Source organism: Vescimonas coprocola (assembly GCF_018408575.1).
Classification (GTDB): Bacteria; Bacillota; Clostridia; order Oscillospirales; family Oscillospiraceae; genus Vescimonas; species Vescimonas coprocola.
Genome location: NZ_AP023418.1, coordinates 53591 through 69587 on the forward strand (window position 1 = coordinate 53591; position 15997 = coordinate 69587).

Annotated in this window: 19 protein-coding genes; 7 read left to right on the plus strand and 12 right to left on the minus strand. The window is 62.6% G+C overall.

The genetic code is table 11. From position 1 onward, the window contains the following. Positions 1 to 13 precede the first annotated feature (13 nt). Positions 14 to 889, plus strand: coding sequence for a serine O-acetyltransferase EpsC (epsC, locus tag KJS28_RS12600; protein ID WP_213541267.1), 876 nt, complete (start codon positions 14 to 16; stop codon positions 887 to 889). Between the two features lie 325 nt (positions 890 to 1214). On the opposite strand, the gene KJS28_RS00270 is transcribed toward epsC, so the two are convergent. The 6 genes from KJS28_RS00270 to KJS28_RS00295 form a co-directional block, all read right to left on the minus strand. After that, positions 1215 to 1439, minus strand: a complete 225-nt coding sequence (locus KJS28_RS00270) for a FeoA family protein (RefSeq protein ID WP_213541268.1) — start codon at positions 1437 to 1439, stop codon at positions 1215 to 1217. Positions 1440 to 1495: 56 nt separating this feature from the next. After that, positions 1496 to 1885 carry a cytidine deaminase gene (gene cdd / locus KJS28_RS00275; protein WP_213541269.1) on the minus strand — a complete coding sequence of 130 codons (390 nt, stop codon included), beginning with the start codon at positions 1883 to 1885 and terminating at the stop codon, positions 1496 to 1498. 83 nt (positions 1886 to 1968) lie between these two features. Beyond that, positions 1969 to 2631 (minus strand): zf-HC2 domain-containing protein, encoded by a 663-nt coding sequence (locus KJS28_RS00280; RefSeq protein WP_213541270.1) that lies wholly within the window; start codon positions 2629 to 2631, stop codon positions 1969 to 1971. Positions 2632 to 2633: 2 nt separating this feature from the next. Beyond that, entirely contained in the window at positions 2634 to 3215 is a 582-nt protein-coding gene (locus tag KJS28_RS00285; protein WP_213541271.1) for an RNA polymerase sigma factor, read from the minus strand. Then, positions 3212 to 4180 (minus strand): tRNA dihydrouridine synthase DusB, encoded by a 969-nt coding sequence (gene dusB, locus KJS28_RS00290; protein WP_213541272.1) that lies wholly within the window; start codon positions 4178 to 4180, stop codon positions 3212 to 3214. The genes KJS28_RS00285 and dusB overlap by 4 nt, the downstream gene beginning before the upstream one ends. A gap of 112 nt (positions 4181 to 4292) precedes the next feature. Beyond that, positions 4293 to 4778, minus strand: a complete 486-nt coding sequence (locus tag KJS28_RS00295) for a deoxycytidylate deaminase (RefSeq protein ID WP_021859437.1) — start codon at positions 4776 to 4778, stop codon at positions 4293 to 4295. Between the two features lie 172 nt (positions 4779 to 4950). On the opposite strand from KJS28_RS00295, the gene KJS28_RS00300 reads away from it, so the two are divergent. Beyond that, entirely contained in the window at positions 4951 to 5385 is a 435-nt protein-coding gene (locus KJS28_RS00300) for a zinc ribbon domain-containing protein (RefSeq protein ID WP_213541273.1), read from the plus strand. Between the two features lie 70 nt (positions 5386 to 5455). Here the strand turns inward: KJS28_RS00300 and prfB are convergent, their stop codons facing one another. The 3 genes from prfB to KJS28_RS00315 all read right to left on the minus strand — a co-directional run bounded on the left by prfB (position 5456) and on the right by KJS28_RS00315 (position 8131). Then, positions 5456 to 6580, minus strand: a complete 1125-nt coding sequence (gene prfB / locus KJS28_RS00305) for a peptide chain release factor 2 (RefSeq protein WP_213541274.1) — start codon at positions 6578 to 6580, stop codon at positions 5456 to 5458. Positions 6581 to 6724: 144 nt separating this feature from the next. Then, positions 6725 to 7501, minus strand: a complete 777-nt coding sequence (locus KJS28_RS00310) for a GntR family transcriptional regulator (protein WP_213541275.1) — start codon at positions 7499 to 7501, stop codon at positions 6725 to 6727. Between the two features lie 189 nt (positions 7502 to 7690). Then, a complete protein-coding gene (locus tag KJS28_RS00315; RefSeq protein WP_213541276.1) occupies positions 7691 to 8131 on the minus strand; it encodes a nucleoside deaminase in 441 nt (146 codons plus the stop codon). A gap of 98 nt (positions 8132 to 8229) precedes the next feature. Here KJS28_RS00315 and KJS28_RS00320 point away from each other — a divergent pair, with 98 nt between their 5' ends. Together KJS28_RS00320 and KJS28_RS00325 are read left to right on the plus strand one after the other, a co-directional pair. Beyond that, positions 8230 to 8508, plus strand: a complete 279-nt coding sequence (locus KJS28_RS00320) for a DUF2508 family protein (protein WP_213541277.1) — start codon at positions 8230 to 8232, stop codon at positions 8506 to 8508. Further along, positions 8496 to 8762 carry a pro-sigmaK processing inhibitor BofA family protein gene (locus KJS28_RS00325; RefSeq protein WP_213541278.1) on the plus strand — a complete coding sequence of 89 codons (267 nt, stop codon included), beginning with the start codon at positions 8496 to 8498 and terminating at the stop codon, positions 8760 to 8762. Before KJS28_RS00320 ends, KJS28_RS00325 begins: the two co-directional genes overlap by 13 nt. Before the next feature lie 53 nt (positions 8763 to 8815). Here the strand turns inward: KJS28_RS00325 and KJS28_RS00330 are convergent, their stop codons facing one another. Then, on the minus strand, positions 8816 to 9541 hold the full coding sequence (locus tag KJS28_RS00330; protein ID WP_213541279.1) for a PP-loop family protein: 726 nt from the start codon (positions 9539 to 9541) through the stop codon (positions 8816 to 8818). A gap of 224 nt (positions 9542 to 9765) precedes the next feature. On the opposite strand from KJS28_RS00330, the gene rplM reads away from it, so the two are divergent. Next, positions 9766 to 10191, plus strand: coding sequence for a 50S ribosomal protein L13 (rplM, locus tag KJS28_RS00335; RefSeq protein ID WP_021859444.1), 426 nt, complete (start codon positions 9766 to 9768; stop codon positions 10189 to 10191). Between the two features lie 14 nt (positions 10192 to 10205). Then, a complete protein-coding gene (rpsI, locus tag KJS28_RS00340) occupies positions 10206 to 10610 on the plus strand; it encodes a 30S ribosomal protein S9 (RefSeq protein WP_021859445.1) in 405 nt (134 codons plus the stop codon). Positions 10611 to 10737: 127 nt separating this feature from the next. Here rpsI and KJS28_RS00345 read toward each other — a convergent pair whose 3' ends face one another. Together KJS28_RS00345 and KJS28_RS00350 are read right to left on the minus strand one after the other, a co-directional pair. Continuing rightward, positions 10738 to 12483 (minus strand): CvpA family protein, encoded by a 1746-nt coding sequence (locus KJS28_RS00345; RefSeq protein WP_228298401.1) that lies wholly within the window; start codon positions 12481 to 12483, stop codon positions 10738 to 10740. 96 nt (positions 12484 to 12579) lie between these two features. After that, complete coding sequence (locus tag KJS28_RS00350) at positions 12580 to 13809, minus strand: class I SAM-dependent rRNA methyltransferase (protein WP_213541280.1); 1230 nt, start codon at positions 13807 to 13809, stop codon at positions 12580 to 12582. Positions 13810 to 13964: 155 nt separating this feature from the next. Between KJS28_RS00350 and KJS28_RS00355 the strand changes: the two genes are divergently transcribed. Continuing rightward, positions 13965 to 15974: a SpoIIE family protein phosphatase gene (locus KJS28_RS00355; RefSeq protein ID WP_213541281.1), complete on the plus strand. Its 2010-nt coding sequence runs from the start codon at positions 13965 to 13967 to the stop codon at positions 15972 to 15974. The last annotated feature ends 23 nt before the right edge of the window (positions 15975 to 15997 follow it).

Sequence of the window (15997 nt, forward strand, 5' to 3'; positions counted from 1 at the left end):
GAGGAGACACCCCATGTATGAAGAGCACATCCGGGCGGCAGCCCGGTCCATGGCGGAGAATATGCAGCGCAGCCCCGTTCCCATGTACGGCAAGGGCCTGCGGCTGCCGGACAAGGGGGCAGTGATCGGACTGCTGAAGGAGATCCGGCGGCTGGTCTTTCCGGCCTACTACGGCGACCCGGAGCTGATGACCCTTCCGGTGGAGGACTACACGGCGCTGCTGCTGGAGCGCATCGAGGGCCAGCTGGCCCGGCAGATCGCTTTGGCCCTGCCGGAGGAGCAGGAGCAGCGGGCGTCGGTGTTGGCCCGTGAGGTGGTGGAGGCCCTGCCCGGCGTGCAGCGGCTGCTGCTGACGGATCTGGACGCCACCTTTGAATCCGACCCGGCGGCGGCCTCCAAGGAGGAGATCCTGTTCGCCTATCCGGGGCTGTTTGCCATTTTCGTATACCGGGTGGCCCATGAGCTGTATCTGCGCCAGATTCCCATGATCCCCCGGATCATGAGTGAGTACGCCCACAGCCGCACGGGCATCGATATTCACCCCGGCGCACAGATCGGCGCCCACTTCTTCATCGATCACGGCACCGGCATCGTGGTGGGCGAGACCACGGTCATCGGGGAGAATGTGAAGCTGTATCAGGGCGTGACGCTGGGAGCGCTGTCCCCTCGGAAGGGCCACGCCAGTCTGCCGGGAAAGCGGCATCCCACCGTGGGCAGCGACGTGACCATCTACTCCGGGGCCTCCATTCTGGGCGGTGAGACCACCATCGGGGATCATGCCGTGGTGGGCGGCAACGCCTTCCTGACGGACTCGGTGGCGGAGGATACTCAGGTGGTGATCCGCACGCCGGAGCCGATCTACCGGGAGCGCAGGCACCGGGAGAAATGAGATGCCCCCAGCCGGATGGTGTGCAGCACCGCCCGGCTGGGATTTTATTTCGCCTTGTTTGGCTGCCTCCGATGAGTCACTGTTTTGCCTCCGGCGGGTGCCTTTCTGATAGCAGCCCTTTTTTCTGTCTCCGACAGCCTACTTTTTGCCTCCGGTGGGTAACTTTCTTTCGCTGCTGAAAGAAAGTTACCCGCCGGAGGCATAAAAGAAAAACTGATGGCAAAAAATATGCCGCCGGAGGCAGCAAACAGCCCCCTCTGCAGACAAAAAGGAAGAGACGATGTTTCCATCGTCTCTTCCTTTTTAACATGTGCAGCATGAGCACTTACAGTGCCGTGATATGGATGCACCGGGCGTCACAGCGGCGCAGGGCAATGACGGCATCCAGCACCTCATAGGCCACCGGATCACCCAAGGGACTGATCTGCACCGCCCGGACGATCGTGCCGGGGATGAAGCCCAGCTCCAGCAGCCGCTGACGCTGGGAGTGCGTCACAGCCCGGATGGCGGCCCATCGGCCCGCCGGCAGGGTATCCAGCGTATCTGCCACGGAAAAGACCTCCTTTTAGGGGAGTGGTCTATCCTATGCCGTCTGTAGGGCGGCGGTCACAGCCACGTCTCGTCGAAGCCATAGGGCAGCAGCTCCTTCAGGGCGAAGTGCTTGGCCTCCCCCTTGCCGTTGAGGCAGATGACCTCCATCTGGGGGGCGAACTCCTGCATCACCTGCCGGCAGGAGCCGCAGGGGACGCAGTAGTCCTCGCTCTTCCCGGCAATGACGATGCGTTTGAAATCCCGATGGCCCTCGCTGATGGCCTTGAAGATGGCGGTGCGTTCGGCACAGATGGTGAGGCCGTAGGCGGCGTTTTCAATGTTGCAGCCGGTGAACACCGTGCCATCGCTGCACTCCAGCGCCGCACCCACGGGAAAATGGGAATAGGGGCTGTAAGAACGGTCCAGCATGGCAATGGCGGCCCGGCACAGTTCCTGTTCTGTCATGGGATGACCTCCTTTTGCACTTAGGTGGGAAAGCCCTTTTGGGGCCATTGTAGCGCATTTTGCCCGGCCCGTCAAGGCAGGCCTCAGTCCTCCAGCAGCAGGCGCAGTGCATCATCCGTGGGAAGCTCCAGCTCCGGCACGGCGGCGTTCAGATCCTGTACCTGCTGGGCAGTGAGGGAATAGACACCGTCCTCGTCCGGCTCCAGTCCCTGCTGGGACAGCCACTGGCGGGCCTGCTGGGCCAGCTCCGGGTGGCCCGTGAGCACATAGTCCGCCGGGCCGGAGGATTCCTGCCTCTCTGTGCCGCCGGAGGCGAAGGTCAGACCGCCGTCAGAGGGGGTGACCTCATCGGTGAAAGTATCCTCGTTGGCGCCCACAGAGTTGTTGGCGGAGGAATCCGGCAAAATACCGCTGAAGGGAGAGTCGCTGCCCTTCTCCACCTGATAGCGTACCAGATAGACGCCCAGCACCACCACAAGACACGCCGCCATGCCCATGACGGCCCGCAGCCACGGCGACCGCCGTCGATGCTGGGGCGTGGCGTGGACACGGTTCATGATATCCGGAAGCAGGTCATCCAGGACGGGATCGGTATCGGCCCGCAGGGCCTGCTCCATGGCCAGCAGCTGCCGGTAGTAGCTGCGGCAGCCGGGACAATCCCGCAGATGGGCGAGTACGGCGTCTTGTTCCGGGCCGACCAGCTCCCCGTCCAGCAGGGCCTCGATCTGTTCCTGATTGCAGTGCATACTCACCCCTCCTTTCCATTTGGTAAGACGGCAGAGTCGGGAAAGAAGTTCCCCTGCCGCAGGAGAATTTCACGCAGCTGGCGGCGGGCACGGCTGATGCGGGATTTCACCGTGCCGCTCTCCAGTGACAGGGCCTGTGCGATCTCGTCGTAGCTCAGCTGCTGTACCACCCGCAGCAGCAGCACCTGCCGGTGTTCCGGTGACAGCTGATCCAGCGCCCTTTGCAGGGCCTCCTGCTGCTCTCTCTGCTCCGCCAGAAGCTCCGGCTGCTGGGGAGCCGACCGCTCCGGGGCCTCCTCCAGCGGGAGGTTCCCCAGATGGTGCTTTTCCCGGCGCAGGAAGTCGATGGCGGCATTGGTGGTAAGCCGGTACAGCCATGAGGAGAAGCGGCTGTCGCCCCGGAAAGCTGGCAGGCCACGCCATGCCGCCAGAAAGGCGTCCTGCGTCACCTCACGGGCATCCTCGGCGCTGCCGCACATCCGCAGTGCCAGCCGGTACACCGGCCCTTCGTAGGCCACCACCAGCTGCTCGAAGGCGTCTGCGTCACCGTGTCTGGCACGGGCGATCCACTGCTGCTCGGTCATTTCAGGTCCCTCTTGATGCCGGCGGTGATGCGCTCCATATCCTCCAGCGTGTTCATCCGCACGATCTGTTCCTTATAATAGTTGGCGTGGGGAACGCCCTTGAGATACCATGCGTACTGCTTCCGGGCCTCCAGCATGGCGATGTGCTCCCCCTTGTCCTCGGCGGCCAGACGGATCTGCCGCACGGCCACATCGCAGCGCTCCGCCAGCGGCGGCAGCGGCGGGACGGGACGGCCCTCCAGCGCCGCCTGGGCCTGCTGAAAGATCCACGGGTTGCCGAAGCTGCCCCGGCCGATCATGGCGGCGTCGGCGCCGGTAAAGTGGAGGATAGCCACGGCATCCTCCGCCGAGAACACGTCGCCGTTGGCGATAACGGGGATGGACACCGCCTGCTTCACCTGACGGATGGTGACCCAGTCCGCCTGTCCGGCGTACATTTGGGTGCGGGTGCGGCCGTGAACGGCCACCGCCGACACCCCTGCCTGCTCCAGCATCCGGGCCAGCTCCACGGCATTGATGCTGCCCTTGTCCCAGCCCCGGCGCATTTTCACCGTCACCGGCACCGGGCAGGCCTTCACCACCGCCTCGGCAATGCGTGCGGCCTTCTCCGGGTCCTTCATCAGGGCGGAGCCGTCACCGTTGGAGACCACCTTGCCCACGGGACAGCCCATGTTGATGTCGATGAAATCGGCGCCGGACAGCTCGGCGGCCATGCAGGCGGCTTCCGCCATGCAGGCGGCGTCGCTGCCGAAGATCTGCACCCCGGCAGGATGCTCCCCCGGCCCCAGACGCAGCAGACTGCGGGTCTTGCGGTCCTGATAGCACAGGGCCTTGGCGCTGACCATCTCGGTGACGGTAAGCCCTGCCCCCAGCTCCCGGCAGATCTGGCGGAAGGCCAGATCGGTGACCCCGGCCATAGGGGCCAGGACCAGCCGGGAATCCACATGGATGCGGCCGATGTTCATGGTGTCTCCTCGCTTTCGGGTGATATTGCTCCCCAGTATAGCACATGGCGGGAAAAAAGAAAAGACGGGGAAAAAGAAACCGGAGGGGAGCACCGCTCCCCTCCGGCAGGTGTCATATTTTTTCCGGCAGAGCCAGATCGTCGGTGCGGACCCATTCTTCCACGTCCACCACGGTGAACTCCTCCGGCGTCCGGCGGATCACCACACGGGCCAGCCCCGCATTGATGACCATGCGGCGGCACATAGGGCAGGAGGTGGCGTCCGTCAGCAGCTCTCCGGTCTGGGCATTGCGGCCCACCAGATACAGCGTACCGCCCACCATGTCCCGGCGGCTGGCGGAGATGATGGCGTTGGCCTCGGCGTGGACGCTGCGGCACAGCTCATAGCGCTCGCCCCTCGGCACCTGCATGGCCTCCCGTGTGCAAAAGCCCATGTCCACGCAGTTTTTCCGCCCACGGGGGGAGCCGTTGTAGCCGGTGGAAATGATCTCGTCGTTCTTGACGATGATGGCGCCGTAGACCCGGCGCAGACAGGTGGCACGCTCCAGAACGGTCTGGGCGATGTTCAGGTAGTAGTTCTCCTTGCTGATGCGGTTCATAACTTCCCCTCCTGACGGAATTTTTCCTCATTATATCGGATTCCCACCGGCGACGCAAGCATAAAAAATTTACATTTTTTGCCCGCTGCCGCCCCTCGACCGCCATTGACAAACAAAAGTGTGCGGGGGTATAATACAAGCACACCCGTGTATATGAAAGGAGATCATGAACATGGCATTTTTTGAAGAACTGGGCAAGAAGGCACAGGCCGTCGCCGGCGTAGCGGCGGAAAAGGCCAAGGATCTGGCGGGCGTCGCCTCCGAGAAGGCGAAGAGTGTTTCGGATTCCGCCAAGGCCAGCATGGAGATCATCTCCGAGCAGCGTGAAATGGAAAAGAATTACCGTGCCATCGGTGAGTGGTTCGTGTCCGAGTATGAGGGCGAGGTCCCCGATGCCGTGAAGGATGTGGTGGCCGCCGTCATCGCCTCTAAGGAGCGCATCGGTGAGCTGGAGGCCGCCAAGGCTGCCAAGAAGGAAGAGGAGTCCTGCCCCTGCAGCTGCCAGGAGCAGCCCGCCGAGGAGACCCAGCAGAAGGTCTGCCCCGTGTGCGGCGAGTCCTCCAACGGCAAGTTCTGCCCCAAGTGCGGCGCCCCCATGGGCGAGTAAGCTCTGTACCTGAAACCGCCCCCGCAGGTCGTGACCTGCGGGGGCGGTTATTTTTCTGGAAGACTATCCCTTACTTCTTGATCTCACCGTTGGCGGCGGCGGTCAGATAGGCATTGATGAAGCCGTCGATATCGCCGTCCATGACGGCTTGAATGTTGCCCATTTCATAGCCGGTGCGGGTGTCCTTGGCCAGCGTGTAGGGCATGAACACATAGGAGCGGATCTGGCTGCCCCACTCGATCTTCATCTGTACGCCCTTGAGGTCGCTGATCTTCTCGGCGTGCTGCTGCAGCTTCAGCTCCGCCAGCTTGGCCCGCAGCATCTTCATGGCGTTGTCCCGGTTCTGGAACTGGCTGCGCTCCGTCTGGCAGAACACCACGATGCCCGTGGGCAGGTGGGTCAGGCGGACGGCGGAGGAGGTCTTGTTGATGTGCTGACCGCCTGCACCGCTGGAGCGGCAGGCCTGCATCTCGATGTCCTCCGGGCGGATCTCGATCTCGCTGTCGTCGTCCAGCTCCGGCATGACCTCCAGCGCAGCGAAGCTGGTCTGGCGTCGGGCGTTGGCATCGAAGGGAGAAACACGCACCAGACGGTGAACGCCGTTCTCACTCTTCAGATAGCCGTAGGCATTCTCCCCCTCGATGAGGATGGTGGCGGATTTGATGCCCGCCTCATCGCCGGCCTCGTAGTCCATGAGCTGATAGGTGTAGCCGTGGCGCTCCGCCCAGCGGGTATACATCCGATAGAGCATCTCCGTCCAGTCCTGGGCCTCGGTGCCGCCTGCTCCGGCGTGGAAGGTGAGGATGGCGTTGTTGGCGTCGTACTCGCCGGACAGCAGCGCCGCCAGACGGCGCTCGTTGATCTCCTTTTCCAGCGTCTCATAGCCGGAGGTCACCTCCGGCAGCTGGGAGGCGTCGTCCTCCTCCTGTGCCATTTCGCACAGGGTCAGGGTGTCCTCCCAGTCGGACACCAGTCGGTCGTGCTTCTTGACCTTGCTCTCCAGCCGCTTGATCTGCTGGGAGACCTTCTGGCTGCGCTCCACGTCGCTCCAAAAGCCCTCCTGCTCCGTCTCCTTCTGAAGCTGCGCCAGCTCCTCACGGGCCTTAGGAATGGCCAGAGCCTTCTCCAGCTCCTGAAGGGTCGGTTCCAGCGCCTGAAGCTTCTGCTTATATTCGTCGTATTCAATGACTGCCATAGGGTCGTCTCCTTCTTGTGTCAGATTTCCTTAGCCTTACTATTATATCCGAAAGAGGACAGGCTGTAAAGGGGAGGCGCGGGGAAAGTTTGCAAAAACCAGCCGCAGAGGGAAGGCTCTGCGGCTGGGGGCGTTTTCAGGGCTTCAGTCGATGATGCGGGAGAAGGTCATGCCGCTCTTCTGCATATGCACATCCAGCCGCACCCGGTCGCCCCGGATATAGCTGCGGGTGTACTCATAGACCCGGCCGTCCTCGGTCTTGGTGCGGCGCTGATGATAGAAGGCACAGCTGCCCGGCTCCACGCTGAGGAGATTGGCACGGGGCGCATCCAGCATCACCGCCTCATAGGTATCCTCAGCGGAGAAGGGGGTGATGCCCACATGGTACAGCAGGCTGTAAAAGCTGTGGGTCTGCACCATCTCACGGGTGAGGTTGGGGTAGATAAACTGGGGATAGTAGGACGTCTCCAGAATCAGGGGCTCACCGTCCACATTGCGGACACGGGTGAAGCAGTAGACCGACGTCCCCTCCCGCAGCTCCATCTTCTCGCAGATGGCCCGTGTAGGGACGATAACGCCGAAGTCCACCAGTGTGGAGGAGGGGGTCTTGCCCAGGGAGGAGACCTCAGTGGTGAAGGAATAGCGCACGCCCCGGCGGTTGGTGTTGGGGTCGGCCACAAAAGTACCCTTGCCCCGCTTGCGGACCACGAGGCCCTCATCCTCCAGCTCACCGATGGCCTGACGGACGGTGTTGCGGCTGACATTCAGCGCCCGGCAAAGCTCCGCCTCGGAGGGCAGCAGATCGCCGATGGCCAGTGCGCCGGAGGAGATGCTGCGCTTGATGATGCCCACCAGCTGGGCATAGAGAGGGATATCACTGCTCAGAGACAGGGATTCACTGAGAATAGTATTGGGTTCCATGAAAAAACGGTTCCTTTCATATGGGTTCTCCCGTTTGTATTGCATATGTTCGGGATGTTCTGATTGTACCATATACATTTTGGAAAAGATACCATCTAAAGAGACAAAAAAGGCGACGTTTAGCGAGAAGATTCAGCAAAGCGACGAAAACAAGCGAAACAACAACCAAGTAGAATGTGGGAAATTCATTTATCGGAGATTTCGGAAGAAATCCGTCAGCACCCGGCGGCAGTCCTCCGCCAGCACCCCGCCTACCAACGCCGGTGGGTGGGGGAAGTCCTCCATGAACAGGTTCAGCACCCCGCCGCAGGCACCCATCTCCCGATCCCGTGCGCCGTAATAGACCCGTGGAATGCGGGCGTTGAGGATGGCCCCGGCGCACATGGGACAGGGCTCCAGCGTCACATAGAGGGTGCAGTCGTCCAGCCGCCAGGTGCCAAGGACCTCGTTGGCCTGCCGGATGGCCTCCATTTCAGCGTGGGAGGAGGTGTGCTGCTTCTCCTCCCGGCGGTTGCGGCCCCGGCCCACGATCTGCCCCTCCCGGACGATGACGCAGCCCACCGGTACCTCGCCGTGGGCGGCGGCCTCCTGAGCCAGCGCCAGCGCCTGACGCATATATTCCTCGTGCATGGCACACCTCCTGAAAATTTCGGCTTGTCCCACGGCTAAAGTCCGGCATATCCGGATAAAATATCCGTACAATGAAAGGGAACGGGGAGGACTTGGACATGGGAAAAAAGGTGGAGCATCCGCTGGATATCCTGCGGGAGGAATTGCAGCAGACCAATGTGGCGCTGAAGTGCGCCTACGATAAGTTCAACTATGTCACGGAGCCGGAGCTGATAGAGGCCAGCATCTACGAGATCAGCGCACTGAAGGCCCGATACAGCTACCTGCTGCGGTGCATCAAGGAACAGGAACCGGCGGCCCGCTCCGGGGGCCGGACGGTATCACCCGCCGCCGTGGCGGCCTCCGCCGGGAAGGGAGGGCCTGTATGTCCGGTATAGAGATCGGCGCACTGTGCGTGGTGGGGGCGTTTTTACTGTTCGCCGCCGTGCGTCTGTTCCGGGGGCCGGTGAAGCTGGCCCTGCGGGTGCTGGTGAACTCGGCGCTGGGCTTCGGGGCGGTGTGGCTGCTGAACCTCACCGCCGCCGTCACCGGCATCCGGCTGGGACTTAACGTGTTCAACGCCCTCTTCATCGGGGTGCTGGGTGTTCCCGGCTTCGGCCTGCTGTTGCTGCTGCAATGGGTGCTGGCGTGACAAAACGACAGGATATTACATATTATCTGCAAGATAGAAATGGAAATCGCCGGTCAGCGCTCCTGCTGCTCCAGATTCCAGCCATAGAGAGGGTAGCGCTGGAGACTGCCGAAAAGCTTCTGCTTGATGTCGGGATAGCGCCCCTCCAGCTGATGGATCAGATCCTTCACCTCCTGTCGGCGGGTGGAGCCGTTGGCAGGACAGGGGTTGTGGACCACCGGCAGGCGGAGCCGCTCCACCGTGCGGCGGATGTCATCCTCCCGGCAGTACAGCAGTGGGCGGATCTGGGTGATGCCCGTGCGGTCCAGATACGTCACCGGCTGGAAGCAGCCGATGCGCCCCTCAAACAGCAGATTCATCAGCAGCGTTTCGATGGCATCGTCGTAGTGATGACCCAGTGCGATCTTGTGGATCCCCCGCTCCGTCAGCGCTGTGTTCAGGCTGCCCCGCCGCAGCTTGGCGCAGAGGGAGCAGGGGTTCTTTTCTTTGCGCTCTTCAAACACGATCTGGTATACCGGCACATGGATGCGGGTGTAAGGGACCTCCAGCTCCCGGCACAGCTCCGCCACGGCGTCAAAGCTCATGCCCGGCGTGCCGGTCTCCAGCGTGATGGCCTCCACCTGAAAGGGGAGGGGGTAGAAGTCCCGCAGCCGGGCCAGAGCCGTCAGGGTCAGCAGGCTGTCCTTGCCGCCGGAGACGCCCACGGCCACCTTGTCCCCGGCCTCGATCATGTGATAGTCCTCCACGCAGCGGCGGACCTGTCCTAAAATATGCTGCATATGCTGCCTCCGGGAAATGAAATTGCGTTTTTAGAAAACGGGAGATAAACAGAGAAAACAAGAGATAATCGCAGATGTTCTAATGGTAAATTAAAACGCTGTTGACATTTTTGCGGGGGTGTGCTATAAATATCCTTGCGCTGTTTGCGTGTTTTCTCTCCCCATGATAGCAAGGGAGCACGGAAAAGTAAAGCAATACATTATATAAATTGGAGGAAATCACCATGTCCACTTATATGGAAAAAAAGGGCAATGTTGTCCGCAAGTGGTACGTCGTGGATGCCGCCGGTAAGCCCCTGGGCAAGACCGCCGTCATCGTCGCTGACCTGCTGCGTGGTAAGGGCAAGCCCACCTACACTCCCCATGCCGACTGCGGTGACAACGTCATCGTCATCAACGCCGGCAAGGCCGTCCTCACCGGCAACAAGATGGAGCAGAAGTACTACCGCACCCACTCCGGCTGGGTGGGCGGCCTGAAGGAGACCAAGTATCGCCTGCTGATGCAGGAGAAGCCTGAGGTCGCCGTGCGTGTGGCCGTGCGTGGCATGATGCCCCGCAACATCGTCACCAAGGACTCCCTGAAGCGTCTGCACATCTACGCCGGCGAGCAGCATGAGCATCAGGCTCAGAAGCCCGAGCTGGTCAAGTAAGGAGGAAAAAGAGAATGTATCAGTCTAAGAATCCCTATATGTACGGCACCGGCCGTCGTAAGTCCTCCGTGGCCCGTGTGCATCTGTTCCCCAACGGCACCGGCTCCATCACCATCAACGGCCGTGATATCGACGATTACTTCGGTCTGGAGACCCTGAAGATGGTGGTTCGCCAGCCCCTGAACACCACCGGCACTCTGGGCAAGGTGGATATCGTGGCTACCGTCGAGGGCGGCGGCGTGTCCGGTCAGGCCGGTGCTCTGCGCCATGGCATCAGCCGCGCACTGCTGCTGGTAAATCCCGAGTACCGTGCCGCCCTAAAGAAGGCAGGCTTCCTGACCCGTGATCCTCGTATGAAGGAGCGTAAGAAGTACGGCCTCAAAGCCGCTCGTCGCGCTCCGCAGTTCAGCAAGCGCTGAGCTTACGAAGAGACTGCTTCCAAAGCCTTGGAGCGTCAAGGCTGCATAGGACAGGCAGCAAGCCTGCCTCCCATTGGAACAAAAAACGGCGTGACCGCAAGGTCACGCCGTTTTTCTGTGTTCTGCTTTACGCCGCCGGGACGGCCTTGGCCACGCTGTAAGCCTGCAGGATGCTGCCCTCGCCCTCGGCATACTTCACCGTCACCGTGTCGCCCACGTTGAGGATCACGGCCTCCGGAGCCTCGGCGGCGGAGATGGTGTAGTACACCGTGCCGTCGGAGAGCTGGAGGTAGTACCAGGTGTTGCCGTCCATAACGGCGCTGCGGAGGTCAGCGATGACGCCGGTGACCTCCCCCTGATCCGAAGCGGAGGGCTCCGTATCCGCCGGGTCAATGAGGTTATACCGGGCCAGCATCTGGCGATAGTTGCTCTCGCATTCCGCCACGCTGCCGCCGGTGGCCACGATCTGGTACTGACTGACGTTGACCATGGCGTACATCTTCACCAGACCGGCGGCGTCCTTCAGCGCCATGAAGTAGCTGGGCTGATCTGCGATGTTCAGCAGCAGAGGGAAGGTGGCGGTGTAGTTCATCTGCTGCACCTGCCCCCGTGCCGAATCCATGGCGGAGTACTCCTCGGCGCCGGCCACGGAGTAAAAACGTGTCTCCTTGGTGCGCTGGTTGGAGAGGATGAAGCCGATGTTGGACTGATCCGACACCACCGACGTGATGCCGGTGTACATATACACGTCGTCTCCGATGGCGATGTAGTTATAGCCATCGGTGGTGACGGTGACATCCCGCTGGCCGAACAGGGAGTTGATGAAGCCGTGGATATAGGTACCGTGGTAGTCGTACTGCTGGACGATGAGATCCGCCGTGTAGACGTGATCCACCCAGTCCGGCACATCCTTGGCGTCATAGTACTGATGCTCACCGGTGACGGCGTTCACCAGCACGGCCCCGTCGATGTCCGTGCCGCCAAAGAGTCCGATGGTTTTCCGGATCCGGGGGCAGACCCAATAGGGATTGCCGCCCTCGTCGATCTCGAAGGCCGGCTTGTCAAAGATATAGGTGGGGTAGTGGAACTGCAGATAGCGATAGAGGTTGCGGCCGAAGTGCTCGGCGGTGGTGTAGCGGATGCCCTGCTCCAGACGCACCACCTCCACATTCTGGGTCACCATGTCGATAATGAGATAGGCGGGCAGACCCTCAGAGCGGTTGTTGAACCACTTGATCCAGTCCCCGTACCGCAGGGGCGTCACCCGCACCGGGCGGCCCTTGTAGTTGATTTGAGTGTACTCCTCCGCCACCTCAAACTGGGACACCATGTCCGACAGCTCACCCAGCTTGCGGTTGCCCAGCTTCTCGGCGGAGTCCTTGTCCAGCATGGGGATCTGGTCATAGCTGATCTCCTCCACCTCGGTGGCGAAGTCACCGGTCTCCACCGTCAGCAGATCCCGGTAGGACCCGGCCCGGATCACCTGCCAGCCCACGATACCGCCCACGATGGCCACGGCCACCAGCGCCACGGCTATTATCATGGGGATGCGGCACTGCTTCTTCACGAAGCCAAAGTAGCCCTTGGCCCCGCTGCCCTGAAACCCGGAGGTCAGCACGGCGCAGCCGCAGTACACAGCGCAGCACAGCAGCATGAAGAAATAGAACTCCTCCGCCTGCAAATTGATGGGCGGCAGCACCACATAGAAGTACACCGCCGCAAAGATCAGCGTCACCGCCAGATTGATGAGGGTGCGGCTCAGGGGCGTGCCGATGGCCTTGTGCTCCTTTTTGGGCCGTGGAGGCCGCTTCCCAAAGGGACTCTGCCTGCCGCCGAAGCCCTGAAAATTGGGGTCGTTCCAGTTGGTGTTCATAAATGCTCCTTTCGGGAAACAGGCTGCGGCCGGTCTCCTCTGTCATATTCTGCAACTACTTGTAATATTATAAGAAAAGTATACGAATCGTATTCATCAAACCACCTGAAACAGATAGAATTTCAGGTAATTGGTCTCCTCCACGCCCCACAGAATGGGGTGGTCGCAGCACTGCTGCCGGGCCTCGATCTGCCGCAACTGCACCCCGGCATCCTTGGCCGCCGAGCGCAGCATCTTCAAAAACAGCTCCTCCGTGGCGAAGTGGCTGCAAGAGCAGGTGGCCAGATAGCCGCCCCGTGGCAGCAGCCGCATGGCCCGGTAGTTGATCTCCTTATAGCCGGTCATGGCCCGCTGGGTGGTCTTGCGGCTCTTGGTGAAGGCCGGGGGATCCAGAATGATGAAGTCGTACCGCTTGGGCTGCTGCTCCAGCTGGGGCAGCAGGTCGAACACATTGGCCGCCACGCACTCCATCACGTCGGAAAGTCCGTTGCGCCGTGCGTTTTCTCTGGCACACGCCACGGCGAACTCCGACACGTCCACCGCCGTGACGTGCTTGGCTCCGCCCCGTGCAGCGTTCAGGGCAAAAGAGCCGGTGTGGGTGAAGCAGTCCAGCACCGTCCGGCCACGGGCCAGCTTGGCCACCGCCTGCCGGTTGTACTTCTGATCCAGAAAGAAGCCGGTTTTTTGCCCGTTTTCAAAGTCCACGGTGTAGCGGATGCCGTTTTCCTCAATATCCACCGCTGTAAAGTCCGGAGCCTTTTCACCGCCCACAGGATGCCACCCCTTGCCCTGTTCCATGCCCTCCAGACCACGGATGGCCACGTCGTTGCGCTCATATACACCCACCACGTCCTGTCCGTCGGAGCGCAGCACCTCCAGCAGCAGGGAGAACAGCTCCTCCTTGATGAGTTCCATGCCCAGACACAGCACCTGCGCCACCAGCACGCTCTCGAACCGGTCCACCGTCAGACCGGGGAAGCCGTCGGCCTCTCCGAAGATCACCCGGCAGCAGCGGCTGTCCTCCGGCCCCATGACGGTCTTGCGATAGTCCCATGCGTACTGGATGCGCCGCCGCCAGAAGGCCCGGTCGAACCGGTCGTTGGGGTTCCGGGACAGCACCCGTACCCGGATGCGGGAGCGGCTGTTGAAAAAGCCGCAGCCCAGCCAACTGCCCCGGCGGCTGATGACGTCCACCAGCTGTCCGTCGGACACGGGGCCGCTGAGTCCCGTGACCTCCCCCTCATAGACCCAGGGGTGTCCGCCCACCAGAGCGGCCTCCCCCTTGGGGGTGATGGTGATCTGCGGATAGGGACGCTGGGCTTTCATAGCGGCCACCTGCTTTCTGTCAAGGTTTCTTCATTATATCACAGCTTTCTGCCTCCGTAAACACCGCCGTCCACGGAAAAATCCGCCGGACTCCATTTCCCGACAGCTTTTCCCGCCGCCGGTGACTACAATAGGGGAAAAAGGAGGGCTTGTCCATGAAGTTTCACCTCCCGCCGCCCGGCAGACGGCTCCGCCGCATCCTGACGCTGCTGGGGCAGGCGGCGCTCTGCTGCGTCCTCACCGCTGCCCGGCTGGGAGGACTGTACGCCCCCTTCAGTCTGGCGGCGGCCGCCGCCGCAGGGCCGGGCCTGCCGGGTCTGCTTTCCCTGTTGGGTGTTACCGGCGGAGCGCTGCTGTTTCTGGATTTTCAACCGGGGCTGCGCCATGCCGCCGCTGCCGTGCTGCTTTTCGCCGCCCAGACGGCCTTCTGTGATACGAAGCTCTACCGCCGCCCCGCCTTCCGGCCCCTGACGGCGGCCCTCTCCCAGCTGCTGATCCAGTCGGTGTACCTGCTGTACCGCCCCCTGAGCCAGTGGGTACTGTGTCTGACGGCCTCTGCGCTGCTGGCAGCTGCCACGGCGCTGCTGACCGCCCACGGCACGACCCTCCGGCAAAAGGGACTGCTGTACGCCGCCGCCCTGTCGCTGGCACTGGTGCCGGTGACGGTAGAGGGCCTGTTCTCCGTGGGGAAAGCCCTGCTGATGGCGGAGCTGCTGCTCCTCTCCCGCCGTCTGCCGCCCCTGACGGCGGGATTGGCGGGGGCCTGTGCGGGCCTTGCGGCGGATCTGGTGCCGGAGACACCGGCGCTGCTGCTGACGGTGGCCTACGGCTGCGGCGGAGCGCTGGCCGCCTTCTATGGCCGCCTGCCCCGCATCCTCCCGGCGGCGGCCTTTTCTCTGCCCATCATGGCCCTTGCGGTGCTGCTGGATGTCGGTCCTCCCCGACAGCTGCTGCTGTCATGTCTGGCGGGCGGTGCGGCCTATCTGCTGCTGCCCCGGCGCTGGCTGCCTCCCTGCGCAGAGCGTGCCGCCCGGGCGGATGCACCCGGAGAGACGGCAAAGCCCCGCCGGCTGGAGCAGTCCGCTGCGGCTCTGCGCTCCCTGTACGACAGCTTCTTCCGGGACACGGCCCCGGCCCCGCCGGAGAATCCCTCGGTGATCTTCGACCGGGCGGCGGAGCAGGTGTGCCGCTCCTGCGTCCTGTGCGCCAACTGCTGGCAGCAGAACTATAACGCCACCTACAACGCCTTCAATGATGCCTGTCCGGCGCTGCTGCGCCGTGGCACGGCCCAACCGGAGGATTTCCCCCTGTACTTCACCGCCCGGTGCGTCCATCTGCGGGAGTTTATCGCCGCCGTCAACGAGGAACTGCGGCTTTTCCTCCTGCGCCGCCAATATCATCGCCAGCTGAGCTGCTCCCGCCGTCAGGCTCAGGAGCAGTACGCCCAGATGGGGGATCTGCTGGCGGCAGCAGCCCACGCCCCGGCGGAGGAGCCCACCGTCCCCATGGGCTATCGGGTGTCCTCGGCCCTGCGCCCCAAGGAGGGACAGCAGCTGTGCGGCGACCAGCTGGCCACGGTGGAGACCGGCGGGATGCTGTACCTCCTGCTCTCCGACGGCATGGGCAGCGGCCCGGAGGCCCACCGGGAGGCGGCGCTGACGGTGCGGCTGCTGGAGCAGTTCCTGCGGGCGGGCATTGAACCGGCTCCGGCCCTCAAGACCCTGAACTCGGCGCTGGCCCTGCGGGGAGAGACCGGCGGAGCCTTCACCACCATCGATCTTTTGGCTCTGCGCCGCTCCACCGGCGAGGCCACCCTCTATAAATACGGCGCTGCGCCCTCCTATCTCAAGCACACCGCCCACGTTACCCGCTTCACCGCCCATTCCCTTCCGGCGGGGCTGCAGGCCACGGCGGAGCCGCCGGAGGTCACTCGGCTGGCCCTCCCGGCAGGCAGCTATTTTGTCATGATCTCCGACGGCATCGCCGACGAGAACAGCGACGAGTGGCTGCAAAATCTGCTGGCGGGGTGGAACGGCACCGACGTCCACGCCCTGACGGCGCTGATCCTGTCGGAATCCCGCAGCCGCAGGGGACTGGAGGACGACTGCGCCGTGCTGGCGGTACACCTGCCCCTGCCGGGAGAAAACCGCCCCCGGCAGGTATAACCGCCGCCGACGCCGGAAATACT